Annotated in this window: 19 protein-coding genes; 12 read left to right on the top strand and 7 right to left on the bottom strand. The window is 70.7% G+C overall.

Features of this window, described 5'->3' with window-relative positions; genetic code table 11:
* Positions 1 to 8 precede the first annotated feature (8 nt).
* From ACFW3L_RS00260 to ACFW3L_RS00250, 3 genes are all read left to right on the top strand, one after another.
* Complete coding sequence (locus ACFW3L_RS00260; RefSeq protein ID WP_378734638.1) at positions 9 to 1,733, top strand: adenine deaminase C-terminal domain-containing protein; 1,725 nt, start codon at positions 9 to 11, stop codon at positions 1,731 to 1,733.
* Positions 1,708 to 3,021 carry a cytochrome P450 gene (locus ACFW3L_RS00255; RefSeq protein ID WP_378734636.1) on the top strand — a complete coding sequence of 438 codons (1,314 nt, stop codon included), beginning with the start codon at positions 1,708 to 1,710 and terminating at the stop codon, positions 3,019 to 3,021. Before ACFW3L_RS00260 ends, ACFW3L_RS00255 begins: the two co-directional genes overlap by 26 nt.
* A gap of 382 nt (positions 3,022 to 3,403) precedes the next feature.
* Positions 3,404 to 3,892, top strand: a complete 489-nt coding sequence (locus ACFW3L_RS00250) for an HIT family protein (protein ID WP_378734634.1) — start codon at positions 3,404 to 3,406, stop codon at positions 3,890 to 3,892.
* 11 nt (positions 3,893 to 3,903) lie between these two features.
* Here the strand turns inward: ACFW3L_RS00250 and ACFW3L_RS00245 are convergent, their stop codons facing one another.
* The 3 genes from ACFW3L_RS00245 to ACFW3L_RS00235 are packed head-to-tail and all read right to left on the bottom strand — an operon-like array spanning position 3,904 to position 5,508.
* Complete coding sequence (locus tag ACFW3L_RS00245) at positions 3,904 to 4,776, bottom strand: helix-turn-helix domain-containing protein (RefSeq protein ID WP_378734632.1); 873 nt, start codon at positions 4,774 to 4,776, stop codon at positions 3,904 to 3,906.
* Positions 4,773 to 5,303 carry a DUF6879 family protein gene (locus ACFW3L_RS00240; protein WP_378734630.1) on the bottom strand — a complete coding sequence of 177 codons (531 nt, stop codon included), beginning with the start codon at positions 5,301 to 5,303 and terminating at the stop codon, positions 4,773 to 4,775. Before ACFW3L_RS00240 ends, ACFW3L_RS00245 begins: the two co-directional genes overlap by 4 nt.
* Position 5,304: 1 nt before the next feature.
* Positions 5,305 to 5,508 carry a hypothetical protein gene (locus ACFW3L_RS00235; protein WP_378734628.1) on the bottom strand — a complete coding sequence of 68 codons (204 nt, stop codon included), beginning with the start codon at positions 5,506 to 5,508 and terminating at the stop codon, positions 5,305 to 5,307.
* 138 nt (positions 5,509 to 5,646) lie between these two features.
* On the opposite strand from ACFW3L_RS00235, the gene ACFW3L_RS00230 reads away from it, so the two are divergent.
* Together ACFW3L_RS00230 and ACFW3L_RS00225 are read left to right on the top strand one after the other, a co-directional pair.
* The gene (locus ACFW3L_RS00230; protein ID WP_378734626.1) at positions 5,647 to 5,790 is read left to right on the top strand and encodes a hypothetical protein; all 144 of its coding nucleotides are present in this window, start codon (positions 5,647 to 5,649) and stop codon (positions 5,788 to 5,790) included.
* Positions 5,790 to 6,929: a methyltransferase domain-containing protein gene (locus ACFW3L_RS00225; RefSeq protein WP_378734624.1), complete on the top strand. Its 1,140-nt coding sequence runs from the start codon at positions 5,790 to 5,792 to the stop codon at positions 6,927 to 6,929. The genes ACFW3L_RS00230 and ACFW3L_RS00225 overlap by 1 nt, the downstream gene beginning before the upstream one ends.
* A gap of 102 nt (positions 6,930 to 7,031) precedes the next feature.
* Here ACFW3L_RS00225 and ACFW3L_RS00220 read toward each other — a convergent pair whose 3' ends face one another.
* Both ACFW3L_RS00220 and ACFW3L_RS00215 read right to left on the bottom strand, forming a co-directional pair.
* Positions 7,032 to 10,493 (bottom strand): substrate-binding domain-containing protein, encoded by a 3,462-nt coding sequence (locus ACFW3L_RS00220; RefSeq protein WP_378734622.1) that lies wholly within the window; start codon positions 10,491 to 10,493, stop codon positions 7,032 to 7,034.
* Positions 10,486 to 11,514, bottom strand: coding sequence for a LacI family DNA-binding transcriptional regulator (locus ACFW3L_RS00215; protein WP_378734620.1), 1,029 nt, complete (start codon positions 11,512 to 11,514; stop codon positions 10,486 to 10,488). Before ACFW3L_RS00215 ends, ACFW3L_RS00220 begins: the two co-directional genes overlap by 8 nt.
* Before the next feature lie 454 nt (positions 11,515 to 11,968).
* Here ACFW3L_RS00215 and ACFW3L_RS00210 point away from each other — a divergent pair, with 454 nt between their 5' ends.
* Positions 11,969 to 12,289 carry an antibiotic biosynthesis monooxygenase family protein gene (locus ACFW3L_RS00210; protein WP_378734617.1) on the top strand — a complete coding sequence of 107 codons (321 nt, stop codon included), beginning with the start codon at positions 11,969 to 11,971 and terminating at the stop codon, positions 12,287 to 12,289.
* 337 nt (positions 12,290 to 12,626) lie between these two features.
* On the opposite strand, the gene ACFW3L_RS00205 is transcribed toward ACFW3L_RS00210, so the two are convergent.
* Positions 12,627 to 13,049 (bottom strand): winged helix-turn-helix transcriptional regulator, encoded by a 423-nt coding sequence (locus ACFW3L_RS00205; protein ID WP_378734615.1) that lies wholly within the window; start codon positions 13,047 to 13,049, stop codon positions 12,627 to 12,629.
* 96 nt (positions 13,050 to 13,145) lie between these two features.
* Here ACFW3L_RS00205 and ACFW3L_RS00200 point away from each other — a divergent pair, with 96 nt between their 5' ends.
* Positions 13,146 to 13,889: an SDR family NAD(P)-dependent oxidoreductase gene (locus ACFW3L_RS00200; RefSeq protein ID WP_378734610.1), complete on the top strand. Its 744-nt coding sequence runs from the start codon at positions 13,146 to 13,148 to the stop codon at positions 13,887 to 13,889.
* Positions 13,890 to 14,185: 296 nt separating this feature from the next.
* Here ACFW3L_RS00200 and ACFW3L_RS00195 read toward each other — a convergent pair whose 3' ends face one another.
* Positions 14,186 to 14,869, bottom strand: coding sequence for a GntR family transcriptional regulator (locus ACFW3L_RS00195; protein ID WP_378734608.1), 684 nt, complete (start codon positions 14,867 to 14,869; stop codon positions 14,186 to 14,188).
* Between the two features lie 148 nt (positions 14,870 to 15,017).
* Between ACFW3L_RS00195 and ACFW3L_RS00190 the strand changes: the two genes are divergently transcribed.
* From ACFW3L_RS00190 to ACFW3L_RS00170, 5 genes are all read left to right on the top strand, one after another.
* Positions 15,018 to 16,202: a CaiB/BaiF CoA transferase family protein gene (locus ACFW3L_RS00190; protein ID WP_378734606.1), complete on the top strand. Its 1,185-nt coding sequence runs from the start codon at positions 15,018 to 15,020 to the stop codon at positions 16,200 to 16,202.
* Entirely contained in the window at positions 16,202 to 17,080 is an 879-nt protein-coding gene (locus ACFW3L_RS00185) for an HpcH/HpaI aldolase/citrate lyase family protein (protein WP_378734604.1), read from the top strand. Before ACFW3L_RS00190 ends, ACFW3L_RS00185 begins: the two co-directional genes overlap by 1 nt.
* A 383-nt stretch (positions 17,081 to 17,463) precedes the next feature.
* Positions 17,464 to 18,807, top strand: coding sequence for a TRAP transporter large permease subunit (locus ACFW3L_RS00180; protein ID WP_378734602.1), 1,344 nt, complete (start codon positions 17,464 to 17,466; stop codon positions 18,805 to 18,807).
* Positions 18,808 to 18,865: 58 nt separating this feature from the next.
* Complete coding sequence (locus ACFW3L_RS00175) at positions 18,866 to 19,132, top strand: hypothetical protein (RefSeq protein ID WP_378734600.1); 267 nt, start codon at positions 18,866 to 18,868, stop codon at positions 19,130 to 19,132.
* A 196-nt stretch (positions 19,133 to 19,328) separates the two neighbouring features.
* Positions 19,329 to 19,928, top strand: a complete 600-nt coding sequence (locus ACFW3L_RS00170) for an RraA family protein (protein ID WP_378734598.1) — start codon at positions 19,329 to 19,331, stop codon at positions 19,926 to 19,928.
* The last annotated feature ends 69 nt before the right edge of the window (positions 19,929 to 19,997 follow it).

Genomic DNA, 19,997 nt, shown 5'->3' with positions numbered 1-19,997 from the left:
CGACACCGATGTCCCACGCCCAGCTCAGCGCCGACCTGCTCATCCGAGGCGGGGAGGTCGTCTCCGTGCACACCGGCCAGGTGTGGCGGGCCGACGTCGCCGTGACCGGTGACCGCGTCCGCGCGGTGCTGCCCCCGGGGACCCCGGTGGAGGCCGCCCGGACCCTCGACGCCACCGGGCTCGTGATCGCGCCCGGCTACGTGGACGCGCACATGCACATCGAGAGCTCGCTGCTGGCACCGGCCGAGTTCGCCCGGGTCACGCTGGCGCGCGGCACCACCACCGTGCTCGCTGACGCCCACGAGATCGTCAACGTCGCCGGACGCGACGGGCAGGCCTGGATGATCGAGCAGGGACGGGACACCGCGCAGTCCATGCGCTGGGCGGTGCCCTCCTGCGTCCCCGCGCTGGACGGGTTCGAGACGGCGGGAGCACGGCTCGACGACACCGACATCGCGGAGATGCTGGAGTGGGAGGGCGTCACCACCCTCGGTGAGGTCATGGACTACCGGGCGGTGGTCGACGGCGACCCCCGCATGCACGCCATCATCGACGCGGCCCGGCGCCGGGGCGTGCGCCTGGACGGGCACTGCCCCAACCTCTCCGGGGCCGAACTGGGCGAGTACCTGTGGGCCGGGATCGACTCCGACCACTGCAAGAACACCGCCGAGGTCGCCGTGGAGAAGGCCAGCCTGGGCATGCTCCTCATGCTCCAGGAGAAGTGCCTGACCCCGGAGGTCGTCCGGGCGCTCCTCGACCTGCCGCACCTGCCCGACTTCTGCCTGGTCACCGACGACATCGTGGTGGACGCCATCGTGACCACCGGCCACCTGGACCGGGTGGGCGCGGTGGCGCTGGAGCGCGGGCTGCCCCCGCTCGCGGTGCTCCGCGCCCTCACCCTCCAGCCCGCCCGCAGGCTCGGCCTGGACGACCGGGGGACCGTCACGCCCGGCAAGCGCGCCGACCTGGTGCTGCTGCGCTCGCTCACCGAACTCACCCCCGTCGTGACCCTCGCGGGCGGTGACGTGGTCGGCCGCGACGGCGCCCCGGTCGAGGGCCCCGGCTCCGCCCCCGAGCACCCGTTCGGCGAGACCGTCCGGATCAGTGCCCCCGAGGCCGCGACCGCGCGCTGGCGGGTGGACCTGCCCGACGGCGAGCACGCCTTCCGCGCCATGAGGGTCAACGGCGTGGACACCTACACCGAAGCGGACGAGGTGGTGCTCCCGGTCCGCGACGGGGTGGTGGACTGGCAGGGGAGGACCGCCGTGGTGGCGGTCTTCGAGCGCCACACCGGCAGGGGCGGGGTGACCTTCGCGCCGGTCGTCGGCCAGGACCTCGGGACGGGTGCCTTCGCCACCACCTACGCCCACGACAGCCACAACCTCACCGTCGTCGCCACGACCGAGGAGGCCCTGCTCACCGCAGCCGCCGACGTGGTGGCCTGGGGAGGCGGCATGCGGCTGGTCCGCGAGGACCGGGCCGGAGCCGGGCTGCCCCTGCCCATCGGCGGGGTCATGTCCGAGCGGCCCGCCGACGAGGTGGCCGAGGCCTCCCGGCGGCTCCGCGCCGAGCTCGCCGCCTGGGGCTGGGACAACCGCAACGCGTTCATGAGCCTGTCCACCCTCACCCTGGCGGTGTCCCCGAGCGTGAAGATCACCGACCGGGGACTGGTCCGCGTGGTGGCACGGGACTGGGAACCGGCGACCATTGCCAGAGCGACCCCCGCGACGTAGAACGAAGGGGCGACCGGCCGCATCCGGCGGCCGGGTCGCCCCTTCCCCGCAGGAGGCCGTCATCACACCCCCCGACTCCGGCTGTCCGTACCGGCTGCGCACCGACGGGACCACCTTCCACGAGGAGGTCGCGGACCTGCGCCAGCGTGAACCCGCCGTCCGTGTGGAACTCCCCGGGAACCTGGTCGCCTGGGCGATCACCCGACACGAACTCCTCCGCGAACTGCTGGGCGACCCGAGGGTCTCCCGGGACTTCCGCGCGCACTGGCCCGACCACGACCGGGTCGGGCACGACTGGCCGCTGTCCGCCCTGGTCTTCCTGGAGAGCTTCCTCAACCGCTACGGGGAGGAGCACCGGAGGCTGCGACGCAAGGTCACCCCCGCCTTCACCCCCGGTCGCATCCGCCGGATGGAGGACACCGTCCGCGAACGGGCCCGCGCGCTCGTCGCGGACATCGCCGCCGCCGCACCCGGCCGGGAGGTGGACCTCCGGGCGGCCCTGGCCCGCCCGCTCACCATGTGGGTGATCTGCGAACTCTTCGGGGTCCCCGAGGACCTGCGGGAGCGGCTCGGCACGGTGATGGACGCGGTGGTCGACACCACCGTCGAACCGGAGGAGGTCCTGGCCCAGCAGATGGAGCTGCTGACCTGCCTGGAGCTGCTCGCGGAGCACAAACGCGCCCACCCCGCCGAGGACCTCACCGGCGACCTGCTCCTCCCGAGCGACGGTGAGCCGCTGCCCCACGCGGACCTCATCGGTACGCTCCTCCTCATGATCGGCGCGGGGTACGAGACGACCGTCAACCTCATCGCCAACGCGGTGCACGCGCTGCTCGCCCACCCCGAGTACCGCGACCGCCTGGTCGCGGGGTCGCTGGCGGCCGAGGAGGTGGTGGAGGAGTCGCTGCGTCTGGACCCGCCCGCCAAGTACGTCCCGCTGCGCTACGCGGTCGAGGACATCGATCTCGAAGGGGTGCTGATCCGCAAGGGGGAGCCCATCCTGGTCGCCTTCGGAGCGCCCGGACGGGACCCGGACCTGAACCCGGACCGACCGGAGGCCTTCGACCCGGACCGGGCGTCGAAGGAGCACCTGGCCTTCGGCCATGGCGCGCACTTCTGCGTGGGAGCGCACCTGGGGCGGATGGAGGCCCGGGTGGCCCTGGAGGAGCTGTTCACGGCCCTGCCCGAGCTCGCCCTCGTCGAGGAGGGCCGGGAGCCGGACCGGATCCCGTCCTTCCTGATCAACGGCCCCCTGCGGGTCCCGGCCGTCCCCCACCCGACCGGCTGACCCGGCCACCTGAGGCGACGGGGGCAGCCGTGGACCGACGCGCGTCAGGGCGCGTCGAGGCCCCGCCCGGTTCGGCTGCCCCCGTCGCTCGTGCCCCGCGTTCACCTGCACATGTGGCGCGTTCTCGCCCGGCCCGACACGTGGAGAGTGGAGTCCCGTGTGCCGCGAACGCGGGGGTTGGCGTGATGTGGGCTGATCGGGGTTCCTGGATGTGCCGGTGCGAGCAATCGCCAGCAATGTCGAGCAATCCGCCCCTGTGCTGTACGTGTCGCGTCTACGCTCGTGTCGCACGCTCCGGTACGTGGGGCCCGGCCGTGCATGGCGGGTCCTCGCGGGAGGGCCCGAACCATCCTCCTGTGACACCTCAACCCCAAGGAGCACGGTGAACTCCACGCGATCCGGCCTCGTGTGCGTCTTCTGCGAGATCGTGGCGGGTGAGGCGCCCGCCCACCGGATCTGGGAGGACGAGGCGCACCTGGCCTTCCTGTCGATCTTCCCGAACACCGAGGGGTTCTCCGTGGTGATCCCCAAGGCCCATCGCACCAGCTACGTGGTGGACCTGGACCCGCAGGAGTACACGGCCCTGCACCTGGCCGCACGCGAGGTCGCGCGCCGCCTGGACGCGACCTTCCCCGACGTGGCGCGCACCGGGATCATGTACGAGGGCTACGGGGTCGACCACGCGCACGCGAAGCTCTTCCCGATGCACGGGACCGTGGGCAACGCGGGGGAGGACTGGCGTGAGGTGGCTTCCCGCATCGACGGCTACTTCGACACGTACCAGGGGTACCTGTCGTCCCATGACCACCAGCGCGCCGATGACTCCTGGCTCGCCGACGTCGCCAAGCGTGTCAGGGACGCGCGCTCCTGACCCGCCCGAGATCACCTCCGCGTGAGCTGGTGATACTCCTCCGCGATGCGCTCCAGGTGCTGGACCGCCTCATCTCCGAAGCAGGCCAGTTTCTCCAGTTCACCGAAGAGCTCAATGTAGGTCGCGATGTCAGCGGCGCCGGTCAGGGTCGCCGTCGCTGTCTCGGTAGCCACGACGACAGCGTCTTCGTCGTACACGTCAAAGGCATGGCCAGGGAAGACATGTACAGGTTGCGTCCAAGGGATGATGCCAACCTCGGTATTTCCGCCCCGAGCCGCAATCGTGGCGATCTGTTCGATCTGCTTCGCCATGATCGACGCAGAACCCACATGCCATCGCAAGGCGCCTTCCGGCATAATCAACACATACCGGGTCGCGCCCGCTCTGAGAGCGCGGTGCCGCTCTTGCCGAGCCTCGATGGCAGCCTCGACTTCATCTGCCGAAACCTTGTCTCGGGGGTCATCAAAGATGCAGCGTGTGTACTCACGAGTCTGCAACGCTCCCAGCACCAGCGCGGGTTCATATGAGCGCACCACGGCGGCGGCAGCTTCCAGCTGCGTCACCCTGCTCTGGAACTGGGACACTCCCCGGGCCATGATCACCCGTGCTGAGGCCTCCTCACGTAGGGATTCAGCCAAGAGCAGCAGCTTGGTGCGCTCGGTTTTGGGGATTTCGTAGACCCGGCAGAGCTCGACCACGTCATCCACAGAGGGCAAGAGCAGGGATCGTTCGATCTTGGAGATCTTGGACTGCGACATGCCCGCAGCCTGACCTGCTCGCACTCCGCTCAGCTTTGCGCGCCCACGGGCCTCTCTCAGGGCGCGAGCGAGCCGATCGCGGGCTTGTGGCCCGCGATCGGTCGAAGCTCTAGGGGAGCCTGTCATGCGGTCCGGTTTGCTCTCCACTCTTCGGGACGACGTGCCCACCACCGCTCGAACGGTTCGGCTGCGGCCAACGCGGCGTCCCTGGCCTTCTGGTAGAGCTCCACGTTATCGACCAGGTCGGCCCCGACAAACTCGCCGGTCTCGCTGTAGTGCATACGCAGCGGGTACTTGTCGTCAATCAGCCAGAAGTCGTGGTCAACCAGGACGGTGGGGAGATCACGTTCGGCCAGATCGAGGACATGGATTTCTTCTCCGGCCCCACTGTTGGGCACATACCCCCACTCACACTCGTAGCGGATGTAGTCGTTGAGTGGAGATCTGAGTACACGCACCCGGTGTTCCAGGATCCCGGCTTCCTTCTCCGCTCGCAGGACGTCCAGCCACTGGTTCTTGCGTTCCCAGTCGGGCTCTGGCTCTCCGGCCTTGAAACGGGCGAAGTCGTCTCCATCCGAGTCGACCTCATAGTGGTCCAACATCTCCAGTCGGAAGGCTGACTTGGTCAGGTGGTCATCGAAGAACTTCTCCATCTCAGCTTCCGTGAGCACGAGCCACCTCTTGGAGCAGAGCGAGAGGAATCTCCACGACACTCTCCCCATCGGGGATGTTGATCCCGGTGATGTCTTTGTCAGCAAGGATGTAGCCCTGCACGACGAGTGTTCCGCGGTCGGTGGCGTAGACGGTCGGGCAGGTGCGCCGATTGCCGCATTCACTGGCGATCCAGGTCAGCTTCACAGGTCCTCCAGGGGGTCGAGGTGATTCCATCATGACAGGAATACTCCTTTGCGTCACCCCCTTGTCGCACGCAGAGGATTCCACTATTAATGGAATAGGTGGCGGATCGCCATCACGGACTCCCTCAAGGAGCAGCCCATGCGGGTTCCCGGAAGCGTCGTGTACAACAAGCACGAGGACAACTCGACTTCGGACGGGCACAAGCCCGACCGGCCGATCCCTCCGCCCACCCCCAACGACGGGGGCTCCGGCGGTGGCAAGCACGAGAGGGACGACAAGTAGTGCTTCTCCCACACGAAGAGCTGGTCGCCCGCCTCGTGCGGGCGGGCGACCTGCCCCCGCACCTGCGCCCCTCCTTCGAAAGGGTCGAGCGGCACCGGTTCCTCCCGGACCGGATCACCACCCCGGACGGGACCACCGTGGACCGTGCCCGGGACGAGGCCCGGTGGTTCGAGCTGGCCTATGCCGACATCCCGATCGTCACCCAGAGGGACGACGGGGCCGAGCATGGCCCCGGGTATCCGACCAGCTCCGCCTCCCAGCCCACGATCGTCGCGGACATGCTCCGGCGCCTGGACGTCCTCCCCGGCATGCGCGTGCTGGAGGTCGGGACCGGCACCGGATACAACGCCGCTCTCCTTTCGCACCTGCTGGGTGACGACGAGGTGACCAGCGTCGAGGTGGACGCCGAGCTGGCCGAGACCGCCCGGGTTCGGCTGATGTCAGCCGGGTTCACGCCCCTGGTGGTCACCGGCGACGGGATGCAGGGCTGGCCCGCGCGCGCCCCCTACGACCGGGTGATCAGCACCGCCGCCGTCCAGCGGGTGCCCTACCACTGGGTCGCCCAGACCCGGCCGGACGGGCGCATCCTCACCCCCTGGGGGAACGCCTTCCACAACGGGGTGCTGGCCGAACTCCGGGTCGGACCGGACGGCACGGCGCGCGGGCGCTTCGGGGGTGACGTGGCGTTCATGTGGGTGCGTGACCAGCGTGTGCCGAGGAGAGTGGTCGAGACCTACGTCCACCCTGAGACGCAGGAGTTCACGACCACGCGGACGGAGCTGTACCCGTACGAGCCGATCAGCGACTTCGGCGCGAGCTTCGCCATCGGGCTGCGGATGCCCACCGTGCTGAACCGGGTCGAGTCCAGTGAGTCCGACGGCCCTCAGTTCACGGTCCACCTGGTCGATCCGGACACCGGTTCATGGGCCTCATGGCACATCGACCCCGGCCAGCGGGGGACGGGGTACGAGGTCCGCCAGCACGGTCCTCGCGAGCTGTTCACCGAACTGGAGGCCGCCTACCGGTGGTGGCTGGGGGAGGGCCGCCCCGAGCACTCCCGGTTCGGTCTCACGGTCTCCGCCGATCACCAACGGGTCTGGCTGGACGAGGAGTCCCACCTGGTCGCCTCCGCGCCCTGAACCTGGGGCAGGAACCGGCGGCGCGGCTCCGTCAGCGACGTGGGAGGGCCTGGGGCGTACGCACGCCCAGGCCCTCCCTCATGCCGTCACGCTGCTACTGGGTCAGGAGAAGTCCTCGACGTTCTCCTCGGTGACCACCTCGACGGGGACCATCACGGTCTCCTCCAGGGCCTCGCCGTTCGCGGCGGCGATGGCGTTGCGCACCGCCGTCCTGCCGAGCTCGGCGGGCTGCTGGGCGATCGACGCGTGCAGCCCGCCGTCGGCCACCGCCTCCAGGCCCTCGGGGGTGCCGTCGAAACCGATCACCACGGCCTCCTCGCCACGCGAGGACAGGGCCGCCGCCGCGCCCAGTGCCATCTCGTCGTTCTCCGCGAACACGCCGTCGATGTCCCCGTTGCCCTGCAGCATGTTGGTCATCACGTCGAGCCCCTTGGAGCGGTCGAAGTCGGCGGGCTGCTGGGCCACGACCTCGATGTCCGGGTACTCCGCGATCCCCTCCTCGAAACCGGCGCCGCGCTCACGGCTGGCGGAGGTGCCCGGGGTCCCCTGGAGGACCACGATCCGGCCCTCCTCACCGAGTGCCTCGGCCATGGTCCGGGCCGCCAGGCGTCCCCCCTCGACATTGTCGGAGGCCACCAGGGTCGCCACCTCGGCGTCGGTGACCCCGCGGTCGGCCGCGATCACCGGGATGTCCGCGTTGTTGGCGCCCACCACCGGGGGACCGGCGGCGTCGGAGTCCACCGGGTTGATCACCATCGCGTCCACGCCGGTGCTGATGAAGTTCTGGATCTGGTCGGCCTGCTGGGAGGCGTCGTCCTGGGCGTCGGTGACCACCAGGTTCACGCCCGCCTCGTCGGCCTCGGCCTGGGCGCCGTCCCTCATCTGGATGAAGAACGGGTTGTTGAGCGTGGACACCGACATCCCCACGCGGGGACCGTCGGAGGAGGAGTTCGGGACGAGGAAGGACAGCGCGCCCACCACCACGGCCGTGGCCGCGGCGGCGATGACGAGCTGGATCCCGCGTCGGCCCCTGCTCACCGAAGCTCCGGCCCCGGTGCCGCCACCGGCACCGCCGGAGCGGCGGCGCAGCGTGTCGAACAGGACCGCGAGGGCGATGACCACACCGATCACGACCTGCTGCCAGAAGGCGGAGACCGACAGGAGGTTGAGCCCGTTGCGCAGCACCGCGAGGATGAGCGCGCCGATCAGCGTGCCGAAGGCGGTACCCACGCCACCGGCCAGGCTGGCGCCGCCGATGACGACTGCCGCGATGGCGTCCAGCTCGTACCCCTGCGCGGCCTGCGGCTGCGCGGAGGCCAGACGGGAGGCGAGGATGACACCCGCGACGGCGGCGAACAGGCCGGACAGGGCGTAGATGCCGAGCTTCTGACGCTTGACCCGGATGCCGGAGAGGCGTGCGGCCTCCTCGTTGCCGCCGATCGCGTACATCGCGCGCCCGGTGAAGGTCCGGCGCAGGATCACGGCGGTGATCAGGCCCATCACGACCATGATCAGCACGGGAACGGGCAGCCAACCGCCGATCGAACCGCCCAGGGCGGCCACGGAGTCGGGCAGGGCGATGGGGCTCCCCTCGGAGATCACCAGGGAGAGGCCGCGCCCCACGGAGAGCATCGCCAGCGTGGCGATGAACGGCGGGAGCTTGCCGTAGGCGATCAGCGCGCCGTTGACCAGACCGGCGGCGGTGCCCGTGGCGGCGGCCAGCGGCAGCGCCAACCAGACCGGCACCCCCTCGACCGTGGCCAGGAACGCCAGCACCGTCGCGGACAGCGCCGCGACCGAACCCACGGACAGGTCGATCCCGCCCGCGATGATCACGAAGGTCACGCCGAAGGCCAGGACCGCGATCACGGCCGCCTGGACACCCACGTTCAGCAGGTTCTGCGCCGTGAGGAAGTCGTCGGACAGCAGCGACATGACCACGACCAGGAGGGCCAGGGCGGTCAGCGCGCCGTTCTCCAGCAGGAAGCGCCGCACGGCGGGCCAGGCGCCGCCGCTCTTGTCAGTGTCAGTGGCCATGGGGCCCTCCACTCCGTTCTGTTCCGTGTCGGTTCGGGGGGCGGCGGCCAGCGCCAGGGACATCACGGCGTCCTGCGTGGCGTCCTCGGCGGCCAGCTCCCCGGTGATGCGGCCCTGGGCCATGACGAGCACGCGGTCGCTCATCCCCAGCACCTCGGGGAGGTCGCTGGAGATCATCAGCACCGCGTGACCGGAGGCGGTCAGTTCGTTGACCAGGCGGTAGATCTCCACCTTGGCGCCCGCGTCCACACCGCGCGTGGGTTCGTCGAGGATCAGCACCCGGGAGTCGGCCAGCAGCCACTTGCCGATGACGACCTTCTGCTGGTTGCCGCCGGAGAGGGTGCGCACGTGCTGGTCGATGCCGGACATGCGGACCCCCAGCTCACCGGCGATCCGGCGCGCGGAGGCCCGCTGGCCGGAACGGTCCACGAACCCGGCCCGGCTGGTCGGACCGAGGGTGACCAGCCCGAGGTTCTCCTCCACGGAGGCGTCCAGGACCAGGCCCTGACCCTTGCGGTCCTCGGGGACCAGGCCGAGCCCGGCCCGCATGGCGGCGTTGACGTCGCCACCGGGCAGGGCCCGGCCGAGCACCTCGACCTCGCCGTCGTCGTAGGGGTCGGCACCGAACACCGAGCGTGCCACCTCGGTGCGGCCCGCGCCGACCAGTCCGGCGAGGCCGACCACCTCGCCCGCGTGCACGACGAGGTCCACGTCCCGGAACCGGCCGTGGCGGGTCAGACCGCGCACCCGCAGCAGGGGCTCCCCGGGTGCGGGGCGCTCGCGCGGGTACTGCTCGTCGATGCTGCGGCCCACCATCAGGCGCACGAGTTCGTCCTCGGGGGTGTCGGCGGCCACGTGCGCCACCGAACGGCCGTCCCGCAGGACCGTCACCCGGTCGGCGAGCGCGCCGATCTCCTCCAGGTGGTGGGTGATGAAGACGATCCCCACCCCCTCGTCGCGCAGGCGCCGGGCGATCTCGAAGAGCCGCTCGATCTCCCCGGTGGTGAGCACGGCCGTGGGCTCGTCCATGATCAGCACACGGGCGTCCAGGCTCAGCGCCTTGGCGATCTCCACCATCTGGAGCTGGGCGATGCCCAGGCCGCGCACCTTGGCGCGGGGGGACACGTTCACGCCCACCCGGTCCAGTAGCAGCGCGGCGTCGTCTTCCATGCGCCGGTGGTCGATCAGACCGAACCGGCGGGGCTGACGGCCCAGGAAGATGTTCTCGGCCACCGTCACGTCCGGGACCAGGTTGAACTCCTGGTAGATGGTGGCGATCCCCAGTCGCGCGGCGTCCTGGGCGTCACGGATGACGACCTCCTCGCCGTCCACGAGGACGCGCCCCCGGTCGGGGCGGTGGGCCCCGGAGAGCACCTTGATGAGCGTGCTCTTCCCGGCCCCGTTCTCACCGAGGAGGGCGTGGACCTCGCCCCGGCGGAGGTCGAAGCCGACCTCGTCGAGGGCCACCACCCCCGGAAAGGCCTTGCGTACGCCCTCGATGCGCAGCAGTTCGTGCGGGCTACTCACGTGCGGCTCCTCCTGTCTGGGGTGGAGTGGCGGGCTCGCCGCAGGAGCGGCGGACGACCAGGTGGGCGGGGAGGACGGTCGAGGTGGCCGGTTCGCCCGCGATGAGCGCGGCCAGGGCCCGGACCGCGACCCGCCCGAGTTCGGCGGTGGGCTGGGCGATCGTGGTGATCGGCGGGTCGGTGTGGGAGAACCAGGGGATGTCGTCGAAGGCGGCGAGCCCGATGTCGTCGGGCACGCGCAGACCCCGCGCGGAGATCGCGTCGAGGGCGCCCAGCGCCATGAGGTTGTCGGTGGCGAAGACGACGTCGGGGGGGTCGGGCAGGTCGAGGAAGCGTTCAGTGGCCAGACGGCCGCTCTCGGCCTGGAAGTCACCGCGCCCCACGTACTCCTCGCGGAGGGGGAGGCCGTGCGCGGCCAGGGCCGCGCGGAAGGCGTCCAGCCGTTCCCGGCCTGTGGTCGTGGCGGCCGGGCCGGTGATGACGGCGATCCGGCGGCGGCCCAGGGCGTGCAGGTGGTCGACCAGGTCGCGGATGGCACCCCGGCCGTCGGCTCGCACCACGGGGGAGTCGGACCCGGCGATCCAGCGGTCCACGAAGACGACGGGGGTGGGCCCGGCGGCGGCTTCGAGGGTGCTGGGGGAGTGGCCGTCGGCGGGGGAGACCAGCAGCCCGTCGATGCGGCGTTCCAGCAGGTTGCGGACGTGGTGGTCCTCCAGGTCCGCGCGTTCGTCGGCATTGCCGATGATCACGCTGAAGCCCAGCGCGCGGGCCTCCTCCTCCACGGCCCTGGCGAGCTCGGTGAAGTAGGGGTTGAGGACGTCGCTGATCACCAGGCCGATGGTGCCGGTCCGGTCGGTGCGCAGGGAGCGTGCCACGACGTTGGGTCGGTAGCCCAGGGTGTCGACCGCCGCCAGCACCTTCTGTCGGGCGCCGTCGCTGACGGACGGGTGCCCGTTCAGGGCCCGGGAGACCGTGGCCACGGACAGCCCCGACGTGGCGGCGACATCCTTGATACTCACCACCGAGGACCACCGCCCCGGCCGGGTTCCGGCGCGCGGCGGCCAGGGCTGGCCGCCCGCGTGGAAACGATTACATGTGCGATCACGTTGACATGATGCGTCATCGACACACGAATTCACAAATCGGATCGTTCGGGATGGGAGGGGAGGTCGGGCCGAGTCGGCGGACGTCCATAGGGGGACAGGGTGACGCAAGTCCGCCGATGTCCGCCCGCAGCGGGGATGTGGTCGCGCTCGACGCGCCCACGCACGTTGCGTGCCCCCTGACCAGCGGCGCCGTATTCTGACCGGGCCCGCCCTCGACCCCCCGCGACCGGCGTCACGAACCCTGGACGGAGTCCGGTACGCCCCCCAGCAGCTCCGGGCGGTTTCCCAGTCGTCACGGAACGTGTCCGAACGTGATCCGAATACGGGTGGAGACCGCGGGCCACGGTGAAGACGACACAAGGAGTTGACCATGGCCGTCATCGGTACCGACCGCGATCTCGTCGCGCTCGTCAACACGTTCACAGTCGAACCCCGCGACCAGGAGAGGCTGGTGGAACTCCTGCACGAGGCGACGGAGGACGTCATGCGCCACTTCCCCGGGTTCGTCTCGGCCAACGTGCACGTCAGCCTCGACGGCACCAAGGTGTGCAACTACGCGCAGTGGGAGAGCGAGGAGCACTTCACCAAGGCGATCGAGCACCCGGACTCCCAGCCGCACTTCACCCAGTGCAGGGCGATCGCGACCTCCGTGTCCGCGCTGTACCGGCTGCGGTTCACCGAGGGCGGTTGATCCAGGGGCCTCCGGGCACAGGCCCGGAGGCCTCCGTTCGGGCGTCGTCCCCCGCCGGAGCCTCGCCCGTGCCGGGCGTTGCCTACGCGGAAGAGTGGCCCGTGCGGGGCCTCGCCCATGTCGGGCGTTGCCTACGCGGGAAGTGGCCCGTGCTGGGAGTTACCCATGTCGGGCGTTGCCTGCGCGGGAAGTGTGGCCCGTGCCGGGCGTGGCCCGTGCCGGGTGGTCGCCCCCGCCGGGCGTCGCCCATCTGAGAAGTGATCCACGTGAGCGACGTTCCGGTCGGGCGTCGCGGCGGCCCGAGCTCGCACGGCGCGTGTTCCCCCCGGGTCGCGTCCTACCGCCCGCCCGCCCCCGAGGCCGCGTTGGTGCGGTCCTGGTTCGCGCTGATCTCGTCGTGGTGCTCCAGGGCCCAGTCGACCAGCGGCGCGACGATCTCCAGGAGGCCGCGGCTCAGTGGAGTGAGGGCGTACTCCACGCGGGGCGGCACCTCCGCGTGCGCGGTCCTCGTCACCAGTCCGTCCTCGTGCAGCCGCCGCAGCGTGAGGGTGAGCATGCGCTGGGAGATGCCGGGGATCGCGCGCTGGAGGTCCGTGTAGCGCCGGGGTCCGTCGCGCAGGGTGACGACCACGAGCATCGTCCACTTGTCACCGACGCGGTCCAGGACCTTCCTGACGGTGTCCGCGTGCTCGGTCGGCAGGTAGGAGCAGGGCCCCAGGAGCCGGTCGTCGGTCGGTCGGGCTGTGTCCACTGAGCACATCTCCCTTCGTGGCGAACACGGATGTGCCTTTTGTACACCCTTCCTTACCGGTCCATCATGGCGTTACGCACAAGTAGTAGGAATTGGAGCCAGCCCATGTCGAAAGTGATCGCCGTCCTCGGAGCCGGTACCGGCCTCGGCGTGTCCGTGGCCCGGCGCTTCGGGCGCGAGGGCTTCCGGGTCGCCCTGGTCGCGCGCCGCCGGGACCGTCTCGACGCGCTCGTCGAGAGCCTCGCGGGCGAGGGCGTCGAGGCGGCCGCCTTCTCGGCCGACCTGTCCGAGCCCGCCGAGGTGCCCGCGCTGGTCGCGGCCGTTCGCGACCGCTTCGACCGGATCGACGTGGTCGAGTACGGGCCGATCGGCGGCGCCATGCCCTTCACCCCGGCCGCCGAACTGGACGCGGCCACCCTGGAGGGACTCTCGCGCCTGCTGCTGCTCACCCCCGTGGAGGTCTTCCGGGCCGTGCTGCCGGAGATGACCGAGCGCGGGGACGGGGCCCTCCTGATGACCACCGGGTACTCGGCGGTTCGGCCGATGCCCCACCTCAGCGGTGTCGGTCCGGTGATGGCGGCCGCCCGCAACTACCTGTACTCCCTGAACGGTGAGCTCGACGGGACCGGCGTCTACGCGGGGACGCTGTCCGTCAGGGCCGGTATCGCCCGCAGCGAGATGATCGAGGGCCAGATGGGCGGGACGGCGGCTGGCTCCGCGCTGCTCGACGCGTTCCCGGTCGTCGATCCGGACGAACTCGCGGAGCACTACTGGGACATGTACACCGAACGGGGCGGGGTCGAGCGGATCCACCCCGAGGCGCCGGCCCCGGAGCTCCTCGTCGGGTAGCCGCCCCCGTCGGAGGTCAACCGCCCGTCACGAGCATCCACGAGGTACGTCCTCAGGGCGTACCTCGTGGATCATTCCTCCCACCTGTCGCCCGCCACCACCCTCAACGGACGCCTTCGGCGCGGTGTCCTCGCGTTTTCGCCACGCCGCGCCGATGAGGCTCGGGCAGCCGGAACCCGGCCGGGCCCCCGTGTGCGAGGCCGCGGAGCTCGCGAAGCAGCGCACAGTAGGGGAGAGTGCCGCTCGCATCGGTGGCGGCTCCACCATCACCGGCGAAAGCATCCACGGAAACCGCCCTAGTCGGAGCCTTGCTCCCCGGGAGCGGCGAGGATGTGCTCGGCCATGAGGCGCTCGGCCTCGGTCCCGTCCCCCTGCGCGAAGGCGCCGAGCATCCGCCCGTGCGCGTCGAGGTACAGGCTGACCCTGGCCGGGTCCTTCCACCGCGAGACGGTCTCCAGGATGGGGTTGTTGCGCCGGAGCGAGCGGACGTGCCCGCCCAGGAACGCGGGACCGCCGATGTCCGCGACCATCTGGTGGAACAGGCGGCTGTCCTGGGCCAGATCCTGTGATGCACCGGAGTCACGCGCGGCGACCATGCGGTCGTGCACCTCCGTGAGCTCGGCCAGCTGGGCGTCGGTGATCCGCTGGGCCGCCAGCCGCGCGCTCAGACCCTCGACCGCCGCGCGCAGCTGTCGGAGTTCCTCGGCCGCTTCGACGCCGAGCGCGGAGACGGTGGCGCCGTGGTGCGCGCGGTAGGTGACCAGGCCGTCGCTCTCCAGACGGCGCAGCGCCTCGCGCACGGGGGTGATGGAGACCCCGAGGCGGGTGGCGACCTCGTCCTGGTTCACGGAGGCACCGGGGGGATGGACCCCGTTCACGATCTCGTGTCGCAGCGTCTCGTGGACGTACTCGGCCTTGCTCGTCGGGGGACGACCGGTACGCGGAAGCCCCGCCGTCTCCCCGCTACCAGAGGCGGACAAGAGCGGACCTCCCCGTCGACGCGATGTTCATGGAACCAAGCTTAGGGGGCCGGTGCCGGTGTCCCGCAGGGGCTGACGGGACCTCAGGGGTGTGGTGGTTCACAAGGACCCCCTTGCGCCTACTTATATATCTTATAAGTTGTTTGTTATGAGATCACTGAGCAACCTGAAGGTCGTCGACGCGGCCACGCTCTTCGCCGGTCCGATGGCCGCCACCTACCTGGGCGACTTCGGGGCCGACGTCGTCAAGGTCGAGCACCCCCGTCGCGGCGACCCCGCCCGGGGCCACGGGCCCACCAAGGACGGGGTCGGGCTCTGGTGGAAGATGCTGGCCCGCAACAAGCGCACGACCACGCTCGACCTGTCCCAGCCCGAGGGGCAGGAGGTCGCGCTGCGTTTGCTGGACGAGGCCGACGTCCTCATCGAGAACTTCCGACCCGGCACCCTCGAACGCTGGAACCTCTCCCCTGAGACGCTCCTCGAACGCAACCCCCGGCTCATCATCGCCCGCGTCACCGGGTTCGGGCAGAAGGGGCCGATGGCCCACCGTCCCGGCTTCGGGACCCTCGCCGAGGCCATGAGCGGCTTCGCCTCCATGACCGGACAGCCGGACGGACCCCCCACGCTCCCGCCCCTGGCCCTGGCCGACGGGATCGCGGCGCTGGCCGTGGCCTACGCCGTCATGGTCGCCGTGCACAACCGGGAGGAGACCGGTAGGGGGCAGGTGATCGACCTGGCCATCATCGAGCCCATCCTCACGGTCCTCGGCCCCCAGCTCACCGCCTACCACGCGACCGGAGCGATCCCGGAGCGGACCGGCAACCGGTCCACCAGCAACGCCCCCCGCAACACCTACCGGACCCGGGACGGTCGCTGGCTGGCGATCTCCACGAGCGCCCAGTCCATCGCCGAACGGGTGATGCGCCTGGTGGGGCGCGAGGACCTGGTGGACGAGCCCTGGTTCGCCTCCGGCCGCACCCGCTACGAGCACGCCGACGAACTCGACGAGGCCGTGGGTTCCTGGATCGCCGCGCGCGACGCGGACGAGGTGATCGAGGAGTTCGACCGGGCACAGGCGGCCATCGCGCCGATCTACGACGCGTCCGACATCGCCACCGACCCGCAGTACCGGGCCCTGGAGACGATCGTGCACGTGCCGGACGACGAGCTCGGGAGCGTGGCGATCCAGAACGTGCCCTTCCGGATGTCCGAGAGTCCCGGCGAGATCCGCTGGGTGGGACCGCCCAAGGGCCGCCACACCGACGAGGTGCTGGCGGAACTCGGCTACTCCGAGGCTGCCCGGTCCGGGCTGCGCGAAGCGGGGGTCATCTGATGAGCGCCGTCCAGGCGCCCCTGGTCACCTGGCTCTACGTGCCCGGCGACCGGCCCGAGCGCTTCTCCAAGGCGATCGCCTCCGGGGCGGACGCGGTGATCCTGGACCTGGAGGACGCCGTCCTGCCCTCGGCCAAGGACACGGCCCGGCGCCACGTACGGGACTTCCTCGACGCCCGCCACGCGGAGTCGGTCGACGACGGGGTACGGGTGCACGTCCGCGTCAACGCGCCGCACACCGAGTGGTTCGCGCTCGACGCCGCCGCCGTGGCGGCCGGGGGTGCGGACGGGGTGCGGGTGCCCAAGATCGAGTCGGCGGAGGACGTGGACCTCGTCGTCGGCGCCGTCGGTGAGGGCGTGCCCGTGGACTGCCTCCTGGAGTCCGCGCGGGGTGTGGAGAACGCCTCGGAGATCGCGGCACACCCCGCCGTGCGGTCGCTGGCCCTGGGTGAGGCGGACCTGACCGCCGAGCTGGGGCTCCGGGGGGACGAGGCCTTCTCCTGGCTGCGGACCCGCATCGTCGTCGCCTCGGCCGCCGCGGGGCTGGCGGCGCCGGGGATGGCGGCCTACATCGACGTCAGGGACACGGAGGGTCTGTACCGCTCCTGCCTGCGCGGGCGCGACACCGGACTCTTCGGCCGGTCCGCGATCCACCCCCGCCAGGTGCCGGTGATCCGCCGCGCCTTCACCCCCTCTGAGGAGGAGGTGTCCCGTGCCCGCCAGATCGCGGAGGCGGCCGAGGGCGCGTCCGCGGAGTCGGTCCGTGGGGGCGGCGCGATCGCCCTGGCCGACGGCCGCTTCATCGACGCGCCGGTGGTGACGGCGGCCCTGCGCACGCTCGCCCTGGCCCAGAGCATCGCCGAACGGGGGTCGGACTGAGGTCCGGCCTCCCACCCTGAGGCGGGCCGGTCCGTTCCCGTCCCGCCTCAGGGCCTCCGAGCCGCCCCGCCGGTCGAACGTGGCGGGGTGTCCGTCACGCGTGCCTGGGGCGTGCCCTGGGGCATGTGCGTGGTGTGACTGCTCCATTGCAGGTCAGGAGATTCCTGGCCAACGGTTGACGTTCGACGTAACCTGGGACACACTTCACACAGCGAACTTACACTTCACTGTTTGAAACGTTGTTTCGTCCAGGTGAAAAGTGTCGACACGTGGGCGAGGAGACCTCCCCACCGGGCCGACCGTTCGATTCCTCCGAGCGGTGCGCGCCACCGCCGGCGTACTCCGCGACGCCGTCCCCACATCACCGAGCTCGGGAGCCTCCCATGCCCTCTGCACTCTTGGCCCTGGCCGCCTTCATCGCGGTCATCATCGTCTGGAGCGCCGTCTTCAAGAGGAACATGGGCGAGGCCATGTTCCTCGGCTTCATCGCCACCTGCCTGTTCGCGGGAGGGGACTTCTTCGGAGCGATGGTCTCCGGTCTCGTGAACACCACCTCCAACGAGGTCATCTACGCCGCGCTGGCCTTCGTGTTCATGGCGTACATGATCGAGCGCACCGGCCTCATCAACAAGATCCTGGACATCCTCAACGCCGCCCTGGGGCGCCTGCGCGGCGGTCCCGCCTACGTGGACGTCGTGGCCTCCGGAGTGATGGGGGCGCTGTCGGGTTCCAACTCGGGCAACGTCGCCTCCACCGGTTCGGTCACCGGACCCTGGATGGTGCGCAACGGCTTCAGCCGGGCGCGCGCGGCCACGATCCTCGCGGGCAACGGCGGCATGGGCGCCGCCCTGCCGCCCAGCTCGTCCATGGTGATCATGCTCGGCTTCGCGGGCGCGGCGGTCTCGACCGGGGACATCTACCTCGCCCTGCTGGTCACGGGTCTGTACCAGGTCCTGCACCGGCTGGTGATGGCCTTCGTCTTCGTCCGGGTGGACGGCGTGCGAGTGGCCGAGGACCAGGCCCGGCTGCCGTTCGGCCGGGTGTGGCGCGCCGGTTGGCCCGCCACCCTCATCTACCTCGGGGCCCTCATCCCGATCGCGGTGACCACCGGTCCGCTCTCGGACTACCTGGGCTCGCCGGACCGCCTCGGGGACGCGCTCGGGGACATCTCGCTCATCACGTGGATCCCGATCCTGATCATCCTCATCGCCGCCATCGTCGGCCGCCGTGAGCTGCCGGGGAGCGCGCGCCAGTGGTACGACTTCGTGCTCGCGGCGATGCCGCGCCTGGGCACGATCGGGGCGCTGCTGATCTTCGCGATGGCCGCCAGCGGTGTGCTCGCGGACCTCGGCCTGGCCGAGGACGTCGAGCAGGTGCTGGGCTACTTCAACGCCGGGCCCTTCCTCATGGTGGCGCTGACCGTCCTCCTGGTCGCGATCGTCTCGATCCCGCTGACCTCCACCGCCGCGCTGACCGCCGTGGGCCAGGTGTCCTTCCTCAGCCTCGTCGCCGTCGGAGTGGATCCGGTGATCGCGCTGGTCGTGCCGCTGGTGGCCGCCTCCACCGAGGGGTCCTCCCCGCCCTCCGCGCCGATCTTCATCGCGTCGGGGATCGTGCAGGTCAAGGCGGAGAAGACCTTCGTGCCGCTGATCCTGTTCTACCTCGTGCCCATCATCCTCCTGGCCTGCCTCGTGGGCTGGGGCATCCTGCCCATCTTCGTCGTCTGATCCATCGCGGTCCCGGGCGGGCGGCACGGCCGCCCGCCCGAACAGAAAGGGGCACCTGATGTCCGAACGCAAACAGTCGCCGCGCCAGCTCGCGCTGAGCATCCTCCGGGTCCTCTTCGTCGCGACCTTCGCCGCGTTCTTCCTCGTCGCGATCCTCATGGTGCTGGGACAGCTGGTGGGGACCGTCCTGTCGCAGCCCGGGCTCGTCAGCGCGGCGTCCGACCACCTGCTGGTCCCCTCCGTGACCCTCGCGTCCACCTTCGGTGTCATCGCGTTCCTGGCCTCGTACCTCCAGAACGACGACGAGGAGACGCCGGCGGCCTGACCCTTCCGGTCTCCCGCCCTTCGGAGGCGGGGCCCGGCCCGAACCGGGCTGAGCCCCGCCTTCTCCTGTCGCTCAGGGTCACACGGCAAGCGCGAAGTGCCGCAAAAATTTCATGCATTGACAACAAGCTTCGCTAGGTGAAATGTTGGACTCGTCGCCGAACGCACCGGCGGCTCGCGCCCTCGAAAGGAATCCCATGACGGGACAGACCACACCCCTCCCCGAAGACCTGCACCGACGCCTGGGAGCGCTGCCCGCGGCCAACGTCGGTGACGTGCTCGACCGCCTGTACGTGGCCGAGGCCGCCATCTCGACCGTCTGGAAGGGCGCGAAGGTGGTGGGACCGGCCTTCACCGTGATGACCGCCGGGGGCGACAACAAGCTCATCCACGAGGCGATCGACACCGCCGCGCCCGGTGACGTGCTCGTGATCGACGGCCAGGCGGTCACGCACCGGGCCCTGCTCGGTGACCTCATGGGCAGGCGCGCCAAGGCCCGGGGGCTCGCCGGATTCGTCGTGGACGGCGCCATTCGCGACGCCGACGACCTCGGTGCCATCGGCTTCCCGACCTGGGCCCGGGCCGTCACCCCGGCCGGTCCCTACCGCAACGGCCCCGGCCTGCTCCAGGTCCCTGTCTCCGTGGGCCGCGTGGTGGTCAACCCCGGAGACGTGATCGTGGGTGACGACGACGGGGTCACCGTCATCCCCCGGCACCGTCTGGAGGAGATCGTCGCCGCCGCCGAGGGCAAGCACGCCAACGAGGAGGAGGCCCGGGCCAGGATCGCCGCCCTGTAGCATTTGCGGGACATCCAGCTCCACAGTCTGAGGGGTTCCGCAGTGGCCGCAGAGTCGTCGGGTCAGCCC

This window comes from Nocardiopsis sp. NPDC058789 (assembly GCF_042745575.1).
Lineage (GTDB): Bacteria > Actinomycetota > Actinomycetes > Streptosporangiales > Streptosporangiaceae > Nocardiopsis > Nocardiopsis eucommiae.
This window is presented reverse-complemented; position numbering and strand designations above follow the sequence as displayed.

Bases quoted from the DNA above. Each gene is read 5' to 3' on its own strand.
- ACFW3L_RS00260 (WP_378734638.1), top strand. From the start codon at position 9: ATGTCCCACGCCCAGCTCAGCGCCGACCTGCTCATCCGAGGCGGGGAG.
- ACFW3L_RS00245 (WP_378734632.1), bottom strand. From the start codon at position 4,776: ATGACAGGCTCCCCTAGAGCTTCGACCGATCGCGGGCCACAAGCCCGC.
- ACFW3L_RS00240 (WP_378734630.1), bottom strand. From the start codon at position 5,303: ATGGAGAAGTTCTTCGATGACCACCTGACCAAGTCAGCCTTCCGACTG.
- ACFW3L_RS00230 (WP_378734626.1), top strand. From the start codon at position 5,647: ATGCGGGTTCCCGGAAGCGTCGTGTACAACAAGCACGAGGACAACTCG.
- ACFW3L_RS00210 (WP_378734617.1), top strand. From the start codon at position 11,969: ATGGCCGTCATCGGTACCGACCGCGATCTCGTCGCGCTCGTCAACACG.
- ACFW3L_RS00205 (WP_378734615.1), bottom strand. From the start codon at position 13,049: ATGTGCTCAGTGGACACAGCCCGACCGACCGACGACCGGCTCCTGGGG.
- ACFW3L_RS00200 (WP_378734610.1), top strand. From the start codon at position 13,146: ATGTCGAAAGTGATCGCCGTCCTCGGAGCCGGTACCGGCCTCGGCGTG.
- ACFW3L_RS00190 (WP_378734606.1), top strand. From the start codon at position 15,018: ATGAGATCACTGAGCAACCTGAAGGTCGTCGACGCGGCCACGCTCTTC.
- ACFW3L_RS00185 (WP_378734604.1), top strand. From the start codon at position 16,202: ATGAGCGCCGTCCAGGCGCCCCTGGTCACCTGGCTCTACGTGCCCGGC.
- ACFW3L_RS00180 (WP_378734602.1), top strand. From the start codon at position 17,464: ATGCCCTCTGCACTCTTGGCCCTGGCCGCCTTCATCGCGGTCATCATC.
- ACFW3L_RS00175 (WP_378734600.1), top strand. From the start codon at position 18,866: ATGTCCGAACGCAAACAGTCGCCGCGCCAGCTCGCGCTGAGCATCCTC.
- ACFW3L_RS00170 (WP_378734598.1), top strand. From the start codon at position 19,329: ATGACGGGACAGACCACACCCCTCCCCGAAGACCTGCACCGACGCCTG.